The following is an 18,233-nucleotide window of genomic DNA, read 5'->3' as shown; positions in this document are numbered from 1 at the left end:
TTTTCAGTTTCCGGAGGCAATGCCTCCGGTTTCTCAGTCAGGCATCGAGCGCCGCGCGCAGGCTCAACATGACGTCATTTTCTTCTTTCAGGGTTTCTTCCGCTGATCCGCCTCCATCCTCCGCGCATACAGCGATACGCTCCATTTCCTTCCCTGCAAGCTGCATCACCACCGCAAGCGCCGCAGCCGGAATGGTGACATTACGGTGTTTCCGTTTTTCTTCCACCATCATCTCAACAATGTTGTAGATGAGAGGGACACATCCGGAGGGATACAGCTCTGCCTCCAGTCTTTCCATCACCACGTCGATCTCTTCATCACTGAGATCCCAGTCAATGCAGAGACCGCGAATATCGTTCCGGCTCCAGCTGGCGAATACAAATTTCTCGCCGTCATTATCGTCATCACGCAGCATTTCGATGGCGATCTCTTTTGCTGTACCAATCATGTTTTTCTCCTTTAGTCGGGCGGCATCGCCGCCCGTGGTCAGTCAGTCAAGGGCACGCCAGATCGTGGCGCTTTCCGGATGGGTATCAGCAAATGCCATAAGCTGCTCATAACGGCGGCAGAAGTGGCGGCACAGCTCTTCATGGTCATGGTTGCTGTGGTGCCAGCTCCGGTGATTCAGTACCAGCGCCGTGAGAATGATCCCCGCCACTTCCCCGCTGACAGTCTGCTCAAACCAGTTGTCCGGATTGCACAGGGTCAGGCTCTCCACGTCAGGCGCCATATATCCGCCACCTTCCGGCAGCCGGTAAAACTGCCAGAATCCCCCCTGATACTCAGGGCAGTAACGCTGGGCATAGGCGTACACGGATGCCTCGGACGTCATAAAATCGCCGCCAAACAAATCAGGCAGGAAAGTCAGGCGCTGCGCACCCTCAAGACGAACAGCATCACAGGTCACGGTCTGGTTCATAGATCCTCCACGGTTAACATATTCTCGGTTCCGGCATCGCCGTGACGACACGACAGACCGGCGAAAAGCGGAGGACACAGGGGCGACGCCGCAAGCCGCAGCGCAAAGCCTTCACGGGCTGAATGCACCGTGAAGGGTGCGAACGGGTGAGGACGGAGGCGTAAGCGAACCCTTGTGGCCGATGCGGCCGGGCTACAGTGAAGTCACGGCGCATGCCGTCACCGCACGGAGCTTCAGGGGAGTTTCATTGTCCCGACGTGGCCCGGAGGGCAGCGGCGGATAAAAGCGGAAGGCACTGACATCCTTTTCGCAGTGGATGGCCACCGGTTGCCGGGGCGTTACCCCGGCTCTCTCCCTTACGCGGCCAGCGTCTCCTGTAATGCGTGAACGTCCTTCAGCTCATTCCTGACGGATTCAGGCTCCTGCCGCCCGGCTTCCCAGGCCATACCGATCCGGTTTTCCAGCTCGCATTCATAGTTACGCAGGACGCGGGACAGGAGTACCGCCGGAACACTCACCTGACGGTTTGCCACTTCCCGCTGACGGGCCAGGAGATCGCTGACAGTCAGATTATTTACCCCCTCCTGGCGGTATTGCGTCATTTTCATTTCGCCGATCGCCTTCATCAGATTCCGGATTTCAGTCCCGTCCGGTTCTGGCTGGGCTTCACGGCAGGCCACGCTAATCCCCTCTTCCGTCCAGACCAGCAGGACCAGGGGTTCGTCAGACGTGAACATGTTTTCAAGCTGTACACAAAGTTCTTCGCGGGTTCCGTACATCGTTTGTTCTCTCTTGTAAGGGGTTACAGACCGGGCATCAGCCCGGCAGGGTCAGTCAGTCCTGAAAGGTTTCGTCCAGCACCAGGGCTTCGCGGTAGGCTTCAAGAAGCAGGGTGTTGATCCGGCGCAGAGTCTGCGCAGCCATACGTTCGGTAAGCGTTGCCGCGTCGTGCCGGTGCTGCGATTCGAGGCGGTTCAGCAGCATCCGCACGTCACACATGGCATTGCTGAGCGCGGCCACGTCCGCGCGCAGGTTTTCAAGGCCCGGGTAGTTCATGCCGCCTCCGGATAGTCGGGGTAAAACGCGCCGTCATTGGCCGCCGGCATCCTTCTTGCCCGTTCAACCTGTGCCAGACGTCGAACGCCGGCGGCGTGGTACTGCTCAAGCATCTCGATCCCGATATAGCGGCGGCTGGCTTCGGCGGCGGCCACGCAGGTGGAGCCGCTTCCGGCGAACGGGTCAAGGACAATAGCCCCCGGACGCGTGAGCGATTCAATCAGCGGCCGCAGGCTCTGCACCGGCTTCTCCGTCGGATGGTGTCGGTTGCCCGTGTATTTCCAGGGGATCACGTCCGGGATGGGACGGTCCGGGGTTTGCGGCCTTCCCTTTGCCAGCAGGTAGGCACTCTCATGGGTGTAACCCACGAACGTCGATTTTGAGGCGTAGCTCTTGGCAAAGACGATATGGCCAACCACCCTGAAACCGGCCGTTTTCCACGCATTCAGAAACAGATCCGCGCGGTTCCAGGCATAGAAACTCACCATGAGGCTGTCATTTTTCAGCACGCGGTACATTTCATGACAGGCGGGCTGGAGCCATTCGGAAGAGTTGTCCCCGGCCAGGGTGCGGCCGGTACGGTCCTTATAGCCAACCAGGTACGGTGGGTCGGTAAGAATAAAATCGACGGCACGCGCCGGAAAACGGGACATCACCTGCACGCAGTCACCCAGAATAAAACGGGACATAGACACACTCCTCTCTGATATGCGGCACCCTCTTGCGCCGTGCCGCCACAAAAACCCGGCGAAAAGCGGAGGGCGCAGGGGCGACGCCGCAAGCCGCAGCGCAAGCCTTTCACGGGCTGAATGCACCGTGAAAGGTGCGAACGGGTGAGGACGGAGACAACGTGAACCCTTGCGACCGCAGCGGCCGGGTTAGCGTGAAGGCACGGCGTTGAACACGCCGCCGGCTGGCGGCAATAAGGCGGAGGGAACCGACATCCTTCGGTAAACGGCTTCTGCTGACGCCACGACTGACGCTGCAGCCAATGAACGCCGCCTGGTCGCCGATTTATCCCGACCCGGACGATCTGGATATCTTTGGCGTCGTCACGCACATCATCCACCGCCCGAGGGAGATGTACTGATGTTTGCCCTGGCCGATGTGAACAGCTTTTATGCCAGCTGCGAACGCGTTTTCCGCCCGGATTTGAAAGGAAAGCCGATCGTCGTCCTGAGCAACAACGACGGAAATGTGATCGCACGCAGCGCCGAGGCGAAGCCCTGGATCAAAATGGGCACCCCGTGGTTCCAGATAAAGAACGAGCTTTACCCGGAACAAATATACTGTTTTTCAAGCAATTATGAGCTTTACGCCTCGATGTCGGCGCGCGTGATGAACTGCCTGGAGGAGCTGGCCCCCAGGGTGGAACAGTATTCGATCGACGAGATGTTCCTTGACCTGACAGGCGTGGAGCACTGCATGGATCTTGAGGATTTCGGCCGGCAGCTGCGCCAGCACGTGTATGACTGTACCCGTCTGACCATCGGTGTGGGCGCCGGACCAACGAAAACGCTGGCGAAATCAGCCCAGTGGGCCTCAAAGGAGTGGAAACAGTTTCGCGGCGTGCTCGCCCTGACCCGGGGGAATCCTCAGCGAACGCGGAAACTGCTTTCACTGCAGCCGGTCGAAGAGATCTGGGGCGTGGGAAACCGCATTGCACGCAAGCTCAATGTACTGGGCATCAGGACCGCGCTCGATCTTGCCCTGACGAACCCGGCCTTTATCCGCAAAAATTTCTCCGTGGTCCTTGAGCGAACGGTCCGGGAGCTGAACGGGGAAAGCTGTATGTCACTTGAGGAAGCCCCGCCAGTGAAACAGCAGATTGTCTGCAGCCGCAGTTTTGGAGAGAAAATCACGGAGTACGATTCGCTGCGCCAGGCTGTCTGTCAGTACGCAGAACGGGCCTCAGAAAAGCTGCGTAAAGAGCGCCAGTACTGCCGGCATATTTCCGTATTTATCAAAACGTCTCCGTTCGCCGTTAAAGAGCCTTACTACGGCAACGTGGCCACGGAGAAACTGCTTACCCCCACTCAGGACACCCGGGACATCATTGCGGCCGCCACAACGGCTCTGGAGCGTATCTGGAAGGATGGGCACCGGTATGCTAAAGCCGGTGTGATGCTGAATGACTTCACCGGCTCCGGCGTTTCGCAGCTGCAACTGTTCGACGAACGTCCTCCCCGTCCTCACAGCGCTGAGCTGATGAAGGTTCTCGATGGCATTAATCATTCCGGGCTGGGACAGGTCTGGTTTGCAGGACGAGGGATTGCGCCTGCATGGCAGATGAAACGCGATATGCTCTCCCCTGCGTATACCACACGCTGGAAAGATATCCCCATAGCGAGGATCGGTTAAATTTCGCTTTTCAGAGAGAGCCAGTAGTGCTCGCCGCAGCCGAACGACAGGGCGAAGCCCGCGAGTGAGCGAGGAAGCACCAGGGAACTGCACGGATAAATTCTGCTTACGCTCGGAGTCTAATGGTTAGCTCCTTCAGGTTTATCCACTTATCCACGGACATATTTTTATAAGATCTTTTTAATATGTTGTTAGGTTTACCTTTTTAGAACGTCTCTCAGCCCTTTATTCATGCGGGTTTGAGAAGGATCTTTGTGACAATTTGCCCTTTCAGTGTGACAAATCACCCTCAAAACCCCGGTTTATCTGTGACAGATTGCCCTTTACCCTGTGACAAATTGCCCTCAAAAGCTGCAGTATTTCACAAAGTTATCCCTACCTGTTGACTCTTTTTCATTTAGTGTGACAATCTTAAAATCTGTCACACTTTACACGGATCTGTCATGACGGAAGTTGCGGTTATCAACCATAAAAAACGTAAGAATAGCCCGCGTATTGTTCAGTCAAACGAACTTACTGAGGCGGCATACAGTCTGTCCCGCGATCAAAAGCGTATGCTATATCTCTTTGTGGACCAGATCAGAAAATCTGACGGTACGCTGCAGGAGCATGATGGGATCTGTGAAATTCAGGTCGCCAAATATGCGGAAACCTTCGGGTTGACCTCCGCCGAGGCAAGCAAAGATATCCGTCAGGCTCTCAAGGGATTCGCGGGTAAAGAAGTGGTCTTTTATCGGCCTGAAGAGGATGCCGGGGAAGAAAAAGGTTATGAGTCCTTTCCCTGGTTCATCAAACGTGCCCATAGTCCCTCCAGAGGGCTCTACAGCGTTCATATTAACCCGTACCTCATTCCTTTCTTTATTGGCCTTCAGAACCGTTTCACACAGTTCCGACTAAGTGAAACGAAAGAGATCACCAATCCCTATGCCATGCGCCTGTACGAGTCATTATGCCAGTACCGTAAGCCGGATGGCTCTGGCGTGGTATCCCTGAAAATAGACTGGATCATGGAGCGCTATCAGCTTCCGCAAAGTTATCAGCGTATGCCGGACTTTCGCCGTAGGTTCCTGCAGGCGAGTGTCGATGAGATTAACAGCAGAACGCCAATGCGCCTGTCTTATATAGAGAAAAAGAAAGGACGCCAGACGACTCATATAGTCTTTTCTTTCAGCGACATAATGTCGATTACACCTGAGTGAGTTTTGAGGGTGATTTGTCACAATTAGCAGGGTGGTTTGTCACACTAGAGTTAAAGCTCTCAGGGTGATTTGTCACAGAATAGTTTGTCTTCCTTTGCCCTGACTGGTTTTCTGGAACTACATGGTTCCGATTTTGTGCTTTAAATACACTTAATGAGGGCAATTTGTCACATTTAGTTCAGTGCAGCTTGTCACATATCCCCTCAGCCCTGAGTGTCGTTTGTCACACTTAAGTGCGTCCTTTCCACTTCTGGCTGAGGGTGCATTGTCACTATTTGAATTCAAAACCGCTGCCTGAACTAATTGTGCATTTTCCCTGCACTAAAAATGTGTTTGAGCAGGAAGCTGTTAAATGTCCTGTCTGAAGGTTCTGGCCAACCCGGAGGATCAGTTAAGAGCACACCTTCCTGCTCCATCCAGCTATGTGTTTGCAGTTTACGCTCGACATACTCCTCGGATTCAGAGCCCATTGTTTCGATGATCAAAGTGGTAACGATGTTTTCTTTGCTCGGAACTACATTCAGTATGAAGTCAGGATGAATGACCTCCTCCACCCCATTTTTAGTGCTTTTAGACGTGAAAAGTGGCTTGCTGAGGCTGATAGCATCCGGATGATTTTCCTGACGGCCAGCATAGCTGCTGGCGTTTATTATTACCTTCAGTGTGTCGCGTTCTTTGTTGCTATCCACAGGCACAGGATTATCAAGCGTATACGCAGCATGCGCATAGCCCTCATGGCAGTAAACCTTGCCATCCCTACCTCTGCGGTATTCCAGAATTGCCCAGTATGGGGCCCGACTGCCAGTGTTGTAGGTGCTTTCGCCATTGATACTGACTCGGGCTTCAGGCCTATGGATAAAAGTATTACTCCGAACGCTAAAGGTTACTTCTTCCCGACTGGCATCGGTCGCAATACCAATGATATACACGCATGACTCCTTATCACTGCTATCAGTCTGCAGTGAGACTTCCAGCTGAGTCAGCATGTCGTTAATCCGTTCGAGGGACAGCCAGGGCGCGCAACTGAACAGCATATTAAGCTGTGTTCCATTGCCCATTGTATGTTCATCCAGAACTTCTTTTATTCTTTTGACCGAACCGACTAACCCCGGACTTTTATATTCAGGTACTAGTTCAAGTTGGTTCAGGCCAGCTGCCTGAATGAGAGTCAGCAATTTTCGGCCTAGAGCCGGAATGGGTTTAAGAGTTTTGCGTCGACGCTTACGGGGCACTACCGGCCCTTCCACAGCGGTGATTTTGGTGTCTTTCTTCTTGTCAGGTAGCCAGTCATTACCGCCAACCGGATTTAGTGGGCTGGTTTTTCCTTCAGTGATAGTGTTATCAGCGTCCTTACTTTTCTTTAGCCTGAACAAAGGGCACTGTTCATCATGCTGTCTTGTCGTCTTGACGTGGCGTAACCTGGCAACGTTAACCTCGCAGTTAAAAGGACCTTCAATGTTCGGGTCATGTTCGACGCAATCGCATTTTAACCACAACTTACGGCGGTCCATTTCTTCAAGCACAGAATTTGCTATACGTAAATCAGCCTGAGCGGGTTTTCGACCGTTGCTGAACACATGCAGCAATGCCTCTCTCTCTGCCAGATTCAGTTTCCTTTCAAGCCTTCCCCTTGGATTTTTTTTCCACACCAGGTCCATTGCTTTACTCCTTCACTCAAAAGTGCGATTACGATAACAAGATAGCATCTTGTTATCGTAATATCTTATTAATATCGCAAGATGGTAGTGTTACATTCTAATCAATTGAATTTAATGTAGTTGTTAACATATTAAGTTAGCATGATAACAAAATATCAACTCCAGCGCATATTGAAAATTAATGTTTGCTATCCTATTATCTTAATAAGATAACAAACAAGGTGTGCGGAATATGATCATTGTTCTTGGTAGTCAAAAAGGTGGAGTAGGTAAAAGTACGCTCGCAGTTTCCATCGCTGCATATCTTATGGCATTAGGAAAGCGAGTTCTCATTGTAGATGCCGACGATCAAAAATCAGTGCTGACCTGGTATAACAATCGACCAGAGAACTTGCCTCATATGCCTGTGACTGGAGCGTCCGGCAACATCAAAGCCATGCTTAAAGAGCATGAAAAATCTTATGACTTTGTAATCGCCGATTGTGCTGGCCGTGACAGTGCAGAGATGCGAAGTGGATTAATGGCTGCAGATGTGTTTATTTCCCCTTTACGACCGTCCCAAATGGATTTGGATGTTGTACCTCATACATGCTCTGTTTTTACTGCTGCTAAAGATTTCAACGAGTCTGTACGTGGGTATTTAGTGTTGAATATGACACCAACTAACATGTTCGTTAATGAAGCTAATCAGGCGGCGGATGTTCTCAAAGACTTTCCGGAAATGAATCTGTCTAATGCTCGCGTATGTGACAGAAAAGCTCACAGGGATGCCTGGGCCGAATCAATGACTATTTTTGAAACACAGAACATCAAAGCCCAAGAAGAAATTGAAGCTCTGGTTAAGGAGATCATTCTGTGAGAAATAGAGCACATACGCCGCCAAAGGATGAAGCTTCGTTTATAAATGGAGGTTCAGCTGGCCTTACTGCAAAAAATCTTGACGAACCAAGTAATAAACCTGCGACTAGTAAAGCAAAACCAGTCAGCATCTCTCTTGCTGAAGAGAATCTTAGCTCAATTGATAATGTCATAAGGGAAGAGATGTTATCAGGGAACAGGAGAGTCAATAGATCAGATGTAGTTAGAGCTGCAGTGATGGCGTTAGAAAATTTATCGCGAGAAGAAATATCTCAACTCATTGAAAAATCTAGATTAAAATAATAATTTAATAACTTAATAAGATAGCAAGATAATAAATTACTATCTTGCTATCTTAATCATCTATTTTTTTAGCAACGCTACCGCCTCATCGCCCGGCATCTGGAACTGCACCCGGTGCCGTGCCGCGACATCGAGCGCAAACACCTTCGTATACACCTCAGTCGAACTGATGCTCTTATGCCCCATCAAACTCTGCAGCACCTTCAGTGGTATACCGGCATACAGCATGTGCATCGCGTAGGAATGACGGAACGTGTGCGGGGTCACCGGCACGGAGAACGTCACCCCGTCGGCCGCTGCGGCTTCAACTGCTTCGCTGAGCCAGGTGCGGACCGTCCGGTCGGTGATCTCCCAGATGCGTGCCTTCTCGGTTCTGCCGCTTCGCTTATTACGTCGTTCAAGAGGAATTTTCAGCGTGGCCACCATCATCTCCAGTTGACCGACATAATTCGCATCAGAAAGCGGTACCAGCCGGTGAGTCTGACTGCCGACGGGCGCACGGCCAGCCGTTCTGGCGGCTTTTTCAGCCCTTTGTTTGAGTGTGGCCAGCTGCACGAACGGATAGGGCGGTGCCAGGGAAAAATCACTCCGGGTCAGGGCCAGTGCTTCGTTAATACGGGCGCCGGTGTTCCACAGGGTAGCAAGAAGCATCTTGCGGTGAAGGTCGGGCACATAGTGGAGCAGGGCACTCACTTCCGGGGCCAGCAGGTATTTCGGCAGTTCGTCCTGAACCAGAGCCATCTGACGCAGGGCCAGCGCCGCCGGATAGTCGATAGAAACAGGTAACTGAGCCCCTGTGGTCGAATACCCTCCCAGGGTAACGAGTCCGGTCATCAGGATGATTCTCCGCCCGGGGATATGCGCAGTGCTTCCGCAATGATTTCCCGGTTTTCTTCGGTACGCGAGTTACCAAAATAGTCCACTTCCAGACGCAGGGAATGATCTGCAGCCTCTATCAGATCCGACACTTTCTGCAGGGCGCTTTGCAGCTGCGGCGCTGATATCACTCGTTGCACATCATGCACATCCACACCGTTGCGGTGTACCAGATCGTTTCGCCAGTCTGCGATGATACCCAGCGGCTCAGTTGGCCAGACGGGCGGTATATGAAGCACAGTCCCGAAATAGCGCTCAATGGTTTTTACGTTATGAAACGTCATCCGGGAAACAAAATTCTGCGCCGCAGGCCGGAACATAGAAAGAGCCATTTCACGGGCAGCATGTTTTACCGGATTTTTGATTTTATCGGACTTCATATAAAACTCATCCCTGAACCGTGTAAGCGGAAAATCCTCTTCCAGCAGAGCCCTGGCGCAGTACATCAGGTACGCCTCCATGACCGTCACGGCATGGACGAAAGACATCCTGTACACCAGTTCAGGCTGCTCTGTATCGAGCAGGGTATACAGCCCCTTCAACTCCTGCCTGGCGTGAAGGTAACGCTGATGAACATTGTTCAGGGAAGCCACAAACAGCCCGTGTTCATGATCCCACTGAGCCTGATCGGCGAGATACTCCTGTTCCCAGTAATAAAGGTTAGCGGCCTGTTCCCATTCTTCTGAGCCGGGTACAACATCCGGAGAATTTTCCGCAAGCCATTTATCAAATCGTTCAGATTCAATATCCATCATCTGGTCTTTCATGCTTCCCATAATGCCAGTACCCTTCTGTATGGTTCTGTAAATGAAAAATCCCGTCGGTCATACTGACGTAGCGCCTTCACGGAACGGCTCAAAGGCCAACAGGGCGTACGTCCTGGAGGGCAGCTCGGTACAGTCCCCGCGCAGCGGGTCGATCTCTTCATCTGTGGCCTCGTTATACCACATACGCAGCCGCCATCCCGTCACGGGAGGCGCGTTCTGTATGGCCAGCACCATCCCTTCCGGCGACAGCAGCTCACGGAGCGTGTAGCAGGCGCCAATCCGGGTCGAGTCCCGCAGCCACATAACGGGGTACTCACTGACCAGCTGGTCATATACGCATTCAGCCGAGTGAAAGTAATTTCCGTCCGCCCTGCATAAATCACACATAACCCTTCCTCTACTGAGAAATCCCGCCACCAGTTATCTCATGACGTTCTCAGAATCCGTCCTTCATTCGCCGCTGCACAGAGAGCAAGGTGAGCTCTTCCAGCCCGTCCGGGACGATCCGTTCCGGATTGGTGTAGATGGCATTCGCATCCCCGGCCAGCCACCACGTTCCGGAATTTCTGATTCGCTCAGCCACCGTCAGGCCGTCCCAGGTGACGATCAGCCAAGTGTTCACGCTCCGCTCATCCGGAGGGCGGAGCCAGAGCCGCTGATGACCGAGGGCGGTCAGCGCCCGCCAGACGGTTTCAAGTGAAACCGGGACGCGCTCGCTTTCATGTGATGATGTATTCATACGCAATAGTCACTCAGAGTAATTATTATGTGCAGCACAACTGACTGCGCACAGGACTGCATCAGTCACCCACCTGAATATTCCCCTGCTTATTTTTCCTGCCATGAATATCACCAGAAAGATAATAAGCAGCCATATAACCACGCCATTAAATTACCGGATACCCGTTTCCGGCAGATCCGACTTTCCGTCATATAACAACTTTCCGGAAGTGTAACACGGTGAGGGAATAAACAAAGCGGCAATATCTGCCCCTGCACGAAGGGTCGCAGGGAAGGGGGTAAACACTATATATAGAAGAAAAATCAGCCTATGGCGTAGCACATATTGTGTTTTTAGGCCGCTGCGCGCCGGGGCTGTTCCGGAAGATCCGGAACCACCAGAAATCGGATCCGGAATGATGAGAAGGCGAAAAGGTAATAAAATTCTTGAAAAAGTAATACATAAATGAAATAGTATTATCACCTCCAGTTTGGGTGTAAATTACCAAATGGGAGTATTATTTCTGTTTTAGCTTAAAACGTCAAAGAGGTGTTCATTATGGATAGTCAGACTTCATCTGAGCAAAATGCATCCCAGGGGACCGTGTCAGTCTCGCTCAAGGGCATTCCGACCGACCAGGGCCTCGCACTGAAAGAAGTGGCAAAGGCGCGTGATATTAACCAGTCTGCACTGCTGCGTGAGATGGTCAATGCCAGCATGGGCAGTATCATCCACGTCTTCTGTCTCAAGAGCCCGCTTGTCGCGTCCCTGGATCAGGATATTGCCCAGTATAACGCCAGTCATCTCCTGCCAGCCTGGAACTGTGCTCCTCCGGCACCGCAGTTTGAGGCGGCCTACCGCGATCTGCTTGGTATCCACACGGAAGATGATCTGACACGTATTTTGCTTCGTAATGCGCAGTACCTCCGGATGCGAACCAGCCAGGTGATGGCGAGAGAGCAGCAGTTCTACGGGGGAACGGCGCTCTATTTTGCCCTGTTCTGTGAGGTCGCCAGTCGCGATGAGCCGACGATTGAAGCCTTCTGGGCCAGCATTGCGCGCTTCTGGGGTACCTGGTATCGCCGCCAGGATTACTACTCTCAGATTAACCAGCTTCGCGGTGTGATGGGTTATGAGCCTGCGGATGGGCTCAGTGAAGCGCATGCCGTGGGTCTGTACAGCCGGGTATCCGTGTTTCAAGATGAGAGCGGGCAGCAGGGACTGAGCCAGGTGCTTCTGACGCTGCGCGCCGAGAACACGCGGACACTGCCGACTGGTGTGTTCGATTTTTTCCAGATTCCGGGACTCAATGGCCATATACTGACGCCTGATCCAGGCTACGGGGTACCGAAGGTGGGCCACTTTAATACGCTCGGTTTGGGTTTCCGTTTTCACGATGAAAGCAGTTCACTGCATTGCTATACCCTGGCGGACGAACGTACCGGCCCTGCGGAAACCCTTAGCGAAGTGGCGAGTCTGCTTGTCAGCACAGTGGATGACAGTCTGCGCCCGTATGCCGCTACAATTCCGGTTCATCATCGGTGACCCCGGGGAAGGCCACAGCGGCGGATTATCTTCGCTAGTGAAAGGTCCCGGGCGGCATATTCCTGCTGATGGTCGACCAAATGAAAAAAGCCACCCTCTGGGGGTGGCTTTCTGAATATGAGGCTCTGAGCCTCCCCGGGATTAAACCACTGACGGAAGGGAGAGCCGGTTTTTTCGGTAACATCCCCCGCATGGCGGCAGATGATTTAAATATGGTATGAATGAATCATAACTCACAGAACAAGAGATTTCCAGACCTATGCGCATCGACCGACGTCTTAGCAGGGATGCACTCACTGAGCGTCAGCTCTATTTTACAGAGTGCTGGGCTAATTTCTGCCATAAATACAGCCCGGACACGGATCGTGTCGGGTACAGCAACACCCTCAGTACCATCCGGGAACTGCTGTTTCTTTACGGAATGGAAGATCGTTTCAGTGCTGATAAAAAAAGACTCAGGGTTGCAACTGAATTACTTGAATTACTTGAAAATGATCAGGTTCTCAAGAGAGAGGCCTTTGGTGGCATACCCGATCAGCTGATGAGACTTCTGGACAGGGATATCCTCCCCGATCCCACACGAAGTACCGTGGAAAGACGTCCACGCCTCATCAGCAGCCTTTGTGTGCAACTGGCTGAAGTCACCGAGGCCAGTTATGTAACGGAGGCGCTTGAGATGCTTGAGCAGGAATTGTTTACGGAACAGGCCTTTGAAGAACGAAATGCTCAGAATATTTACGCGCTGACGAACGGGATCATGAGTGTTCTTCTCACCCGGGGAATGACACTGACAGAATGTTATCTGTTGTACAACAATATCTTCCGCAATATGAATGCTGAACCAGACGCATTTCGTGATGCCTTTCATTCGTTCCGGCAGAAACTGGTGACCCCTACCAGAAAAGTGACGGTCCGAATGTTTATTACCAGTGAGAAACTGCATAATCTACTTAACACGCAGGGACCCACGCTGCAGTTCAATGGATGCGTATTCCGGCCACTGACTGAATCCCGATCACGCTTTACCCTCTCTGTCGACATTCCAGTCTGTTCAATGTCTGATGCATCGGCCCGTAACATGGCCGGTCAGATGCTGCGTGAATCCCTGGATGTGATTGCCTATATGGCGGGGAAAGGGGAAATCACGGTCCAGAAACAGTTCACGATTATCAGGGACGACGGAGAAATCGAAGTGCCGCGATTCGATAATGAAATCGAGGCAAATGCGGACCGTTTAACAGACGAGGAATTTGCACGCTTTATGGTTGCGATGGATCGACTGTTTACGGATACACCTGTCGTTTCCCGAAAAAAAATCAGTTCTGCCTTTCGTTTTTTCCGAAACGGAATTGAAAGCCAAGTACAGGAAAGTCGATTCACCGCTTACTGGTCTGCTCTTGAATCATTAACATTAGGCGTTGCATCCGGCACGCCTTCACATGAACAGCATGTCATCAGCGTAGTGGTTCCATGTATGGTACTGGATTATATCGTCAAACAGCTGTTTTCACTCCGACAAGTACTCAGCTTCATTCAACGGGAGCCCGGACATCCCTTACGCGTACCAGACATAGCGTTACTTCCGCTTGGTCAACTATATTCTCTCCTTAAAGATGCTGACCGTGCCCGTGAGCTGCAGGAAGATTTGCGGCGGTATCCGTATGTAATGTACCGGGTGCGTAAGCTTGCCGGGATCTGCGCGTCACCCGAAAAAATGGCACATAAACTGGAGCAACATGCCGAGAAAGTCACCCGACATCTACACCGGCTTTATCTTCTGAGAAACACAATTGTGCATAATGCGGGTACCAGCCCGCATATTGACCTACTGACGGTGAATCTGGAACATTATCTGAGGGCAACCATCAGCGCGTTGTTTAATATTGTCGTGATACATCCCAGCGTTAGTACCGCTGAGGAAGCATTTACCCGATGTCAGTTCACCGCTGAATCCGTATTCAGGGAGCTCAATCCTCTGCACGAGATCACTGAAAAGAAAGCGATTGCAGCCATTGAGAAAAAAATGATTGAGGGGACAATATCCCGCAGCGATGCGCGTCTGATTGCGTGGCTTAATGCTCATGACTGATGATCTGCCCTGATGGCGGTGTGGCGTAAAAGAAAAAGTGATATTAACAGCCTCATCCGGAGCGCGCGGTCGACCTGAACAACTGTTCTGAAAAGGCGCAAAGACCATTCATCTGATCTTTGCGTCCTGTACCAAGACGTTCCGGCCTGTTGCAGAATCTCCGTGGTCTACTGGAATGGCTCATCAGGCATTGCAGCAACCCACTCTTTAGCTCAGAATACGCTCATATCGTGAACGAAACGCTTTTTCGCCTCCCTCCATTTGCCTGCATATCAGTGCCTTCATCGGGGCTTCCTGAAGCGCGCCGCAAAGTCCTGGATACAGGCCGGTACGATCATGCTGCATACTGATAACGTATTCTGCATCTCCGTTAACCACGATAGGGGCAGAATGCGACACAATAATAAGCTGCCGGCGTTTCTTGTTCGACATAATCGCGGGTATTACGCTCATGCTCAGCATCAGACAGTCCAGGTCATCCTCCGGTTGGTCCAGCAGGAGTGGATCAGTGCCATAAGATAAAAGGAACTGAAGCATGCTCGCCCCTTTTTGTCCCGGAGAAGCGGACGAAATATCCTCCATTTGTCCTCCGGGTGTCCGATACCGGATGTGAATGCCGTCGTCGGGATACCAGCATTGCAGTGCATCCATCTGCTGGTCATTCAGACCTCTGAGGCGATTCCGGAAAGTACCATGAAGCGAGGCCCCTGCCCCGGAGTTATCCTGACGGATTTCCTGGTGCAGCGCTTTCAATTCGTCCAGCGCCCTGTATTTTTGCTCTGTTGCAGCAGGTTGGGGGCTGAATGGACGCTGGCTGACAAATGCATGCAGTAAACCACTCCCGTCACCGTGATCATAGATGCGTTCGGCAAAATTACTGATACCAGTAACTGCCTGATAACCAGACACGATCTCTTCATGCGGGGCACAAAGAGGCAGGATCTTGATATCCAGATCGCTAAGAGACAGGGAAGACAGAAACGCTTTCCGGTTATGTGTCAGTGTCATTCGGTGAGCACGCATATCAGCCAGTAACAGATCAGACCGCGCCAGTGAGGCAGTAATCATTCCGTCAAGGCCGTCGTAATTTCTCAGCTCATTTTGCAGTGACTCACAGCGCGTCATCAGTTCGTTGAGCACATCGGGATTAAGTCCCTGAGCCCTGAGGGCAACAGCTTCAGCTTCCACTGCGGCCTCCTGCTCACTGACGGCAATACCCAGAGCCTTAAAAGACTGTTCCTGCCTGATGTCGCTGAGCTCAGCAGCACATTCTGCCAGGAGAACATTAAGTCGTTGGTCGTAATGCTGTTGTACAGATGACAGGCGGGCCATGAATTCCGTCAGTGTGTCGGACGGAGCCGGTGGAATGACGGGTATCTGCTGCGGTTCTGCTGCCAGAGCCTGAATGGCTGCAATATGCTGCTCGTAGAGTTCCAGAGGGAAGGTCACAGCAGAAAGCTCACTCCTGGCCACAGCCAGCTGGCTGCAAACGGGATAGTAGGTGCTTGACTGCAGTTGGCTGACAGCACGCTGTGCATCAGATAATTCTCCCTGCAGCGAGTCAGCTGTCACCTGTCTGGCCCGGAGGCCACGCAGGGTGATTTTTTCGTTCAGAAATTCTCGCTCCAGCTCTTCCCATCGCTCATTCCAGGCCCGTTTATTCACCATCGGACTCTCGTCACAGACGCGCAGGAATGCACCGGTGTCCGAAGCCAACTCGTAGAGCATTTTCTGACTGTAGATCGAGAGCGGGAAACGGTCCGCCGACCAGTGGTTGTCAGGCATCCATTCGCCGTCACTGAAGATGTGTAATTCATGGTTACCACCCGGTCGCCAGCTGAGCCTGAAATCGGTGCCTTCTTTATGAAACACACATTCGATGAAGGAATCTTCTGTCATCCCCGACTCACTGAACTGGCTCAGATTCCGGTTCTGGGACGCAGTGAGTCCCCCGGTCTTACGCATAGCAAGACGAATACTTTCGATGAGCGTGGACTTACCGCTGCCCCTAGAGCCAATTACGGCGTTATAAAAAGGACTGAATTCTACCGACGCTGCGTCCTGATTTGCAGGCTGGCAGTAACGGGTTCTGAGCTTCAGACTACGTAAATGCGAAGCAGGTTCCTCGGGAGGGAGCTGATCGAAAAGAACACAGTTATCCGGATCAAGCAGGGCATGTCGGAGCCCGTCAAAATCAGGGGACGACATTTTTAGCCAGCAGGTTCGTGCACCGGCCTGTTCAGGATGGTGCGCGTCTGAGCCCCGTAGCCACGGCAAACCATCAATAAGTCGTCGATGGGTTCCATCAGTAATATTTTCCACCTGATTTCTGATCTCAACCGCATGGGGTTTTTCCTGAAATGCGGCCGTCAATTCTCCCTGATTGGTCAGGCTTTGAAGAATGCCTTTAACCGCATCTATGTGGGCAAGAATACAGACCGCTTCAGGGTTACGGCGAATATTGTTAATGATACCGGCTGGTCCCAGCTGGAGAACCAGCTGGTGATTTTGGGCATTACGTGGAATGGGGCAGTTGTTATTGCACTGGGCCAGAAGCCTTTCCACATCGGCAGTGGTGCTGTGCGTGTGAAGAACTGCCAAAATGTGGACATTGCCGGTTGATGTCAGCTCCACCCCCGGAAAAAGCGTCAGTGGTCGGAATTCAGGCAGCTCGCCGGTACTCGCATCCTGAAACATTTTATCCAGCTCATCTTTCAGGATGTCGATCCAGGCACCGCTGTTATGATCGCTGATAACAACGCAATCGACCTGCTGCCGCATGTAAGCAAGAAGCCATTCTCTGGGAGTGATATCAGGCAATCTGTAATCATGTGAAGCCGGAGTATGGTTATGAAAATCAAATTTATACCAGCGAGATCCTACCATCATTGTTCCTTTTCCATGGCGCTTTAGAAGTCTCCCAACTATAAGAGATTTTGTACACAGAGAATGACATTTTTACTCATATGTTCCAGGGGTATTATGTCCCATCAACCAAAGTCCCGGTATAAATCACTCTCCTTTACTTCATAGTTATGAGCCAGCGCTGGCCAAGGATCCGACTTAACATCTTTTCGGATCTCAGGAGAGGAAGAGAGAGATTATTGCAGGATAAGCACAAAAAAGAGTGAATTGTTGTGATGAGTGGATTATTGCTGTAAATATCGCAATTCAAATTAATTATTAACAACAAAGCAATTTAACAGCGACCCCATCCGGGGTCACCTTAATTTTGCTCAGCGATGTTCAAACCGCACCACTGGTGTATCGGTAATTTCCATCTCCATTTCCCAGAGCGTTTTCATCACACCTTCAAGTGGATCACCGTTGCTGCGGTAGAAAGTGTTAAAAAGGGTTCCATCCGGATACCTGAACAACCTGAGTTCACCAAAGGATTCAGCACTGACCATAAGTGAAAATTTCTGTTCGGAATTGAGGACAAGGTAAATAAGACAGTTATTGATCCTGAAGGGCAGAGAGCGGCTACCTCTGGCCGATACATCAACATGTATGCTAAACGCGTCATGCCTTGCCGGCTGGTAGACCAGCTCCCTCAGTTCTTCGCTGAAGCGGGAACCATAGATCATCAGAATGTAGTTATTCTGATCAGCGGACCGTTGCGCGACTTCCATTAAGAGCGTTTCGAGATTATTGACCTCAATTGTTAATTTAGCCTGTGATTTCCACAGTTCATAATGCAGTCTGTGGAGAATATTTCTCTTCACTTCTGATACCGAAGGAAAATCTCCGTAGACATTCTGATTAAGATCTCTGGCAACATAATCTTTGGAAACACCAACAGGAATGTATCTCACCAGCCAGTTGCGATCACATTCTGAATTTTGAGTAAACGTGAAGTATTTAAGGAAGGTGCGAATAAG

General features: G+C 51.5%; 17 protein-coding genes and 2 pseudogenes. 7 read left to right on the top strand and 12 right to left on the bottom strand.

Translation table 11 applies throughout. The annotated features are described in order from the left end of the window. Window positions 1–37 precede the first annotated feature (37 nt). From B498_RS06800 to B498_RS06820, 5 genes are all read right to left on the bottom strand, one after another. Window positions 38–448 carry a DUF1380 family protein gene (locus tag B498_RS06800; RefSeq protein ID WP_008502216.1) on the bottom strand — a complete coding sequence of 137 codons (411 nt, stop codon included), beginning with the start codon at window positions 446–448 and terminating at the stop codon, window positions 38–40. A gap of 42 nt (window positions 449–490) precedes the next feature. Continuing rightward, complete coding sequence (locus B498_RS06805; protein ID WP_008502215.1) at window positions 491–919, bottom strand: antirestriction protein; 429 nt, start codon at window positions 917–919, stop codon at window positions 491–493. Window positions 920–1,275: 356 nt separating this feature from the next. Continuing rightward, window positions 1,276–1,698, bottom strand: a complete 423-nt coding sequence (locus B498_RS06810; protein ID WP_008502214.1) for a DUF1380 family protein — start codon at window positions 1,696–1,698, stop codon at window positions 1,276–1,278. Between the two features lie 55 nt (window positions 1,699–1,753). Beyond that, window positions 1,754–1,975 carry a hypothetical protein gene (locus B498_RS06815; protein WP_008502213.1) on the bottom strand — a complete coding sequence of 74 codons (222 nt, stop codon included), beginning with the start codon at window positions 1,973–1,975 and terminating at the stop codon, window positions 1,754–1,756. Then, complete coding sequence (locus tag B498_RS06820) at window positions 1,972–2,664, bottom strand: DNA methylase (protein ID WP_008502212.1); 693 nt, start codon at window positions 2,662–2,664, stop codon at window positions 1,972–1,974. The genes B498_RS06815 and B498_RS06820 overlap by 4 nt, the downstream gene beginning before the upstream one ends. A 263-nt stretch (window positions 2,665–2,927) precedes the next feature. Between B498_RS06820 and B498_RS0121550 the strand changes: the two are divergent. The 3 genes and pseudogenes from B498_RS0121550 to repE form a co-directional block, all read left to right on the top strand. After that, window positions 2,928–3,065 (top strand): annotated as a pseudogene (locus B498_RS0121550) (peptidase); the annotation flags it as partial. Next, window positions 3,065–4,336 (top strand): Y-family DNA polymerase, encoded by a 1,272-nt coding sequence (locus B498_RS06825; protein ID WP_008502211.1) that lies wholly within the window; start codon window positions 3,065–3,067, stop codon window positions 4,334–4,336. The pseudogene B498_RS0121550 and the gene B498_RS06825, both read left to right, overlap by 1 nt. 443 nt (window positions 4,337–4,779) lie before the next feature. Beyond that, window positions 4,780–5,535: a replication initiation protein RepE gene (gene repE, locus B498_RS06830; RefSeq protein WP_008502210.1), complete on the top strand. Its 756-nt coding sequence runs from the start codon at window positions 4,780–4,782 to the stop codon at window positions 5,533–5,535. Window positions 5,536–5,834: 299 nt separating this feature from the next. Here repE and B498_RS06835 read toward each other — a convergent pair whose 3' ends face one another. Continuing rightward, entirely contained in the window at window positions 5,835–7,193 is a 1,359-nt protein-coding gene (locus tag B498_RS06835; RefSeq protein WP_008502209.1) for a hypothetical protein, read from the bottom strand. A 232-nt stretch (window positions 7,194–7,425) separates the two neighbouring features. Between B498_RS06835 and B498_RS06840 the strand changes: the two genes are divergently transcribed. Together B498_RS06840 and B498_RS22450 are read left to right on the top strand one after the other, a co-directional pair. Beyond that, window positions 7,426–8,052 carry a ParA family plasmid-partitioning AAA ATPase gene (locus B498_RS06840; RefSeq protein WP_008502208.1) on the top strand — a complete coding sequence of 209 codons (627 nt, stop codon included), beginning with the start codon at window positions 7,426–7,428 and terminating at the stop codon, window positions 8,050–8,052. Further along, window positions 8,049–8,354 carry a hypothetical protein gene (locus B498_RS22450; RefSeq protein ID WP_071530977.1) on the top strand — a complete coding sequence of 102 codons (306 nt, stop codon included), beginning with the start codon at window positions 8,049–8,051 and terminating at the stop codon, window positions 8,352–8,354. Before B498_RS06840 ends, B498_RS22450 begins: the two co-directional genes overlap by 4 nt. Before the next feature lie 60 nt (window positions 8,355–8,414). Here the strand turns inward: B498_RS22450 and B498_RS06845 are convergent, their stop codons facing one another. Genes B498_RS06845 through B498_RS06860 form a run of 4 tightly spaced genes read right to left on the bottom strand, consistent with a single transcriptional unit; the run spans window position 8,415 to window position 10,736 of the window. Then, on the bottom strand, window positions 8,415–9,188 hold the full coding sequence (locus B498_RS06845; RefSeq protein ID WP_008502207.1) for a site-specific integrase: 774 nt from the start codon (window positions 9,186–9,188) through the stop codon (window positions 8,415–8,417). Next, window positions 9,188–10,006 carry a hypothetical protein gene (locus B498_RS06850; RefSeq protein ID WP_008502206.1) on the bottom strand — a complete coding sequence of 273 codons (819 nt, stop codon included), beginning with the start codon at window positions 10,004–10,006 and terminating at the stop codon, window positions 9,188–9,190. Before B498_RS06850 ends, B498_RS06845 begins: the two co-directional genes overlap by 1 nt. Window positions 10,007–10,054: 48 nt before the next feature. After that, window positions 10,055–10,384, bottom strand: coding sequence for a hypothetical protein (locus B498_RS06855; RefSeq protein ID WP_008502205.1), 330 nt, complete (start codon window positions 10,382–10,384; stop codon window positions 10,055–10,057). 49 nt (window positions 10,385–10,433) lie between these two features. Next, window positions 10,434–10,736: a hypothetical protein gene (locus tag B498_RS06860; RefSeq protein WP_008502204.1), complete on the bottom strand. Its 303-nt coding sequence runs from the start codon at window positions 10,734–10,736 to the stop codon at window positions 10,434–10,436. Between the two features lie 540 nt (window positions 10,737–11,276). Here B498_RS06860 and B498_RS23405 point away from each other — a divergent pair. Continuing rightward, on the top strand, window positions 11,277–12,263 hold the full coding sequence (locus tag B498_RS23405; protein ID WP_008502203.1) for a hypothetical protein: 987 nt from the start codon (window positions 11,277–11,279) through the stop codon (window positions 12,261–12,263). 259 nt (window positions 12,264–12,522) lie between these two features. After that, the gene (locus B498_RS06865; protein ID WP_008502202.1) at window positions 12,523–14,352 is read left to right on the top strand and encodes a hypothetical protein; all 1,830 of its coding nucleotides are present in this window, start codon (window positions 12,523–12,525) and stop codon (window positions 14,350–14,352) included. Between the two features lie 207 nt (window positions 14,353–14,559). Here the strand turns inward: B498_RS06865 and ppl are convergent, their stop codons facing one another. Both ppl and B498_RS06875 read right to left on the bottom strand, forming a co-directional pair. Beyond that, on the bottom strand, window positions 14,560–17,241 hold the full coding sequence (gene ppl / locus B498_RS06870) for an anti-phage protein Ppl (protein WP_032622986.1): 2,682 nt from the start codon (window positions 17,239–17,241) through the stop codon (window positions 14,560–14,562). Between the two features lie 347 nt (window positions 17,242–17,588). After that, window positions 17,589–18,233 (bottom strand): annotated as a pseudogene (locus tag B498_RS06875) (hypothetical protein); the annotation flags it as partial.

Origin of the sequence: Enterobacter sp. SST3 (genome assembly GCF_000286655.1) — a bacterium.
GTDB lineage: Bacteria > Pseudomonadota > Gammaproteobacteria > Enterobacterales > Enterobacteriaceae > Enterobacter > Enterobacter roggenkampii.
The sequence above is the reverse complement of the archived record's forward strand: the minus strand, read 5'-3'. Positions and strand labels throughout refer to the sequence as shown.

Excerpts from the sequence above, each read along its gene's own strand:
- ppl (WP_032622986.1), bottom strand. The coding sequence starts at position 17,241 with ATGATGGTAGGATCTCGCTGGTATAAATTTGATTTTCATAACCATACT.
- B498_RS06840 (WP_008502208.1), top strand. The coding sequence starts at position 7,426 with ATGATCATTGTTCTTGGTAGTCAAAAAGGTGGAGTAGGTAAAAGTACG.
- B498_RS06860 (WP_008502204.1), bottom strand. The coding sequence starts at position 10,736 with ATGAATACATCATCACATGAAAGCGAGCGCGTCCCGGTTTCACTTGAA.
- B498_RS06810 (WP_008502214.1), bottom strand. The coding sequence starts at position 1,698 with ATGTACGGAACCCGCGAAGAACTTTGTGTACAGCTTGAAAACATGTTC.
- repE (WP_008502210.1), top strand. The coding sequence starts at position 4,780 with ATGACGGAAGTTGCGGTTATCAACCATAAAAAACGTAAGAATAGCCCG.
- B498_RS06815 (WP_008502213.1), bottom strand. The coding sequence starts at position 1,975 with ATGAACTACCCGGGCCTTGAAAACCTGCGCGCGGACGTGGCCGCGCTC.
- B498_RS23405 (WP_008502203.1), top strand. The coding sequence starts at position 11,277 with ATGGATAGTCAGACTTCATCTGAGCAAAATGCATCCCAGGGGACCGTG.
- B498_RS06820 (WP_008502212.1), bottom strand. The coding sequence starts at position 2,664 with ATGTCCCGTTTTATTCTGGGTGACTGCGTGCAGGTGATGTCCCGTTTT.
- B498_RS06805 (WP_008502215.1), bottom strand. The coding sequence starts at position 919 with ATGAACCAGACCGTGACCTGTGATGCTGTTCGTCTTGAGGGTGCGCAG.
- B498_RS06835 (WP_008502209.1), bottom strand. The coding sequence starts at position 7,193 with ATGGACCTGGTGTGGAAAAAAAATCCAAGGGGAAGGCTTGAAAGGAAA.
- B498_RS06855 (WP_008502205.1), bottom strand. The coding sequence starts at position 10,384 with ATGTGTGATTTATGCAGGGCGGACGGAAATTACTTTCACTCGGCTGAA.
- B498_RS06825 (WP_008502211.1), top strand. The coding sequence starts at position 3,065 with ATGTTTGCCCTGGCCGATGTGAACAGCTTTTATGCCAGCTGCGAACGC.
- B498_RS06800 (WP_008502216.1), bottom strand. The coding sequence starts at position 448 with ATGATTGGTACAGCAAAAGAGATCGCCATCGAAATGCTGCGTGATGAC.
- B498_RS06865 (WP_008502202.1), top strand. The coding sequence starts at position 12,523 with ATGCGCATCGACCGACGTCTTAGCAGGGATGCACTCACTGAGCGTCAG.
- B498_RS06850 (WP_008502206.1), bottom strand. The coding sequence starts at position 10,006 with ATGGGAAGCATGAAAGACCAGATGATGGATATTGAATCTGAACGATTT.
- B498_RS06845 (WP_008502207.1), bottom strand. The coding sequence starts at position 9,188 with ATGACCGGACTCGTTACCCTGGGAGGGTATTCGACCACAGGGGCTCAG.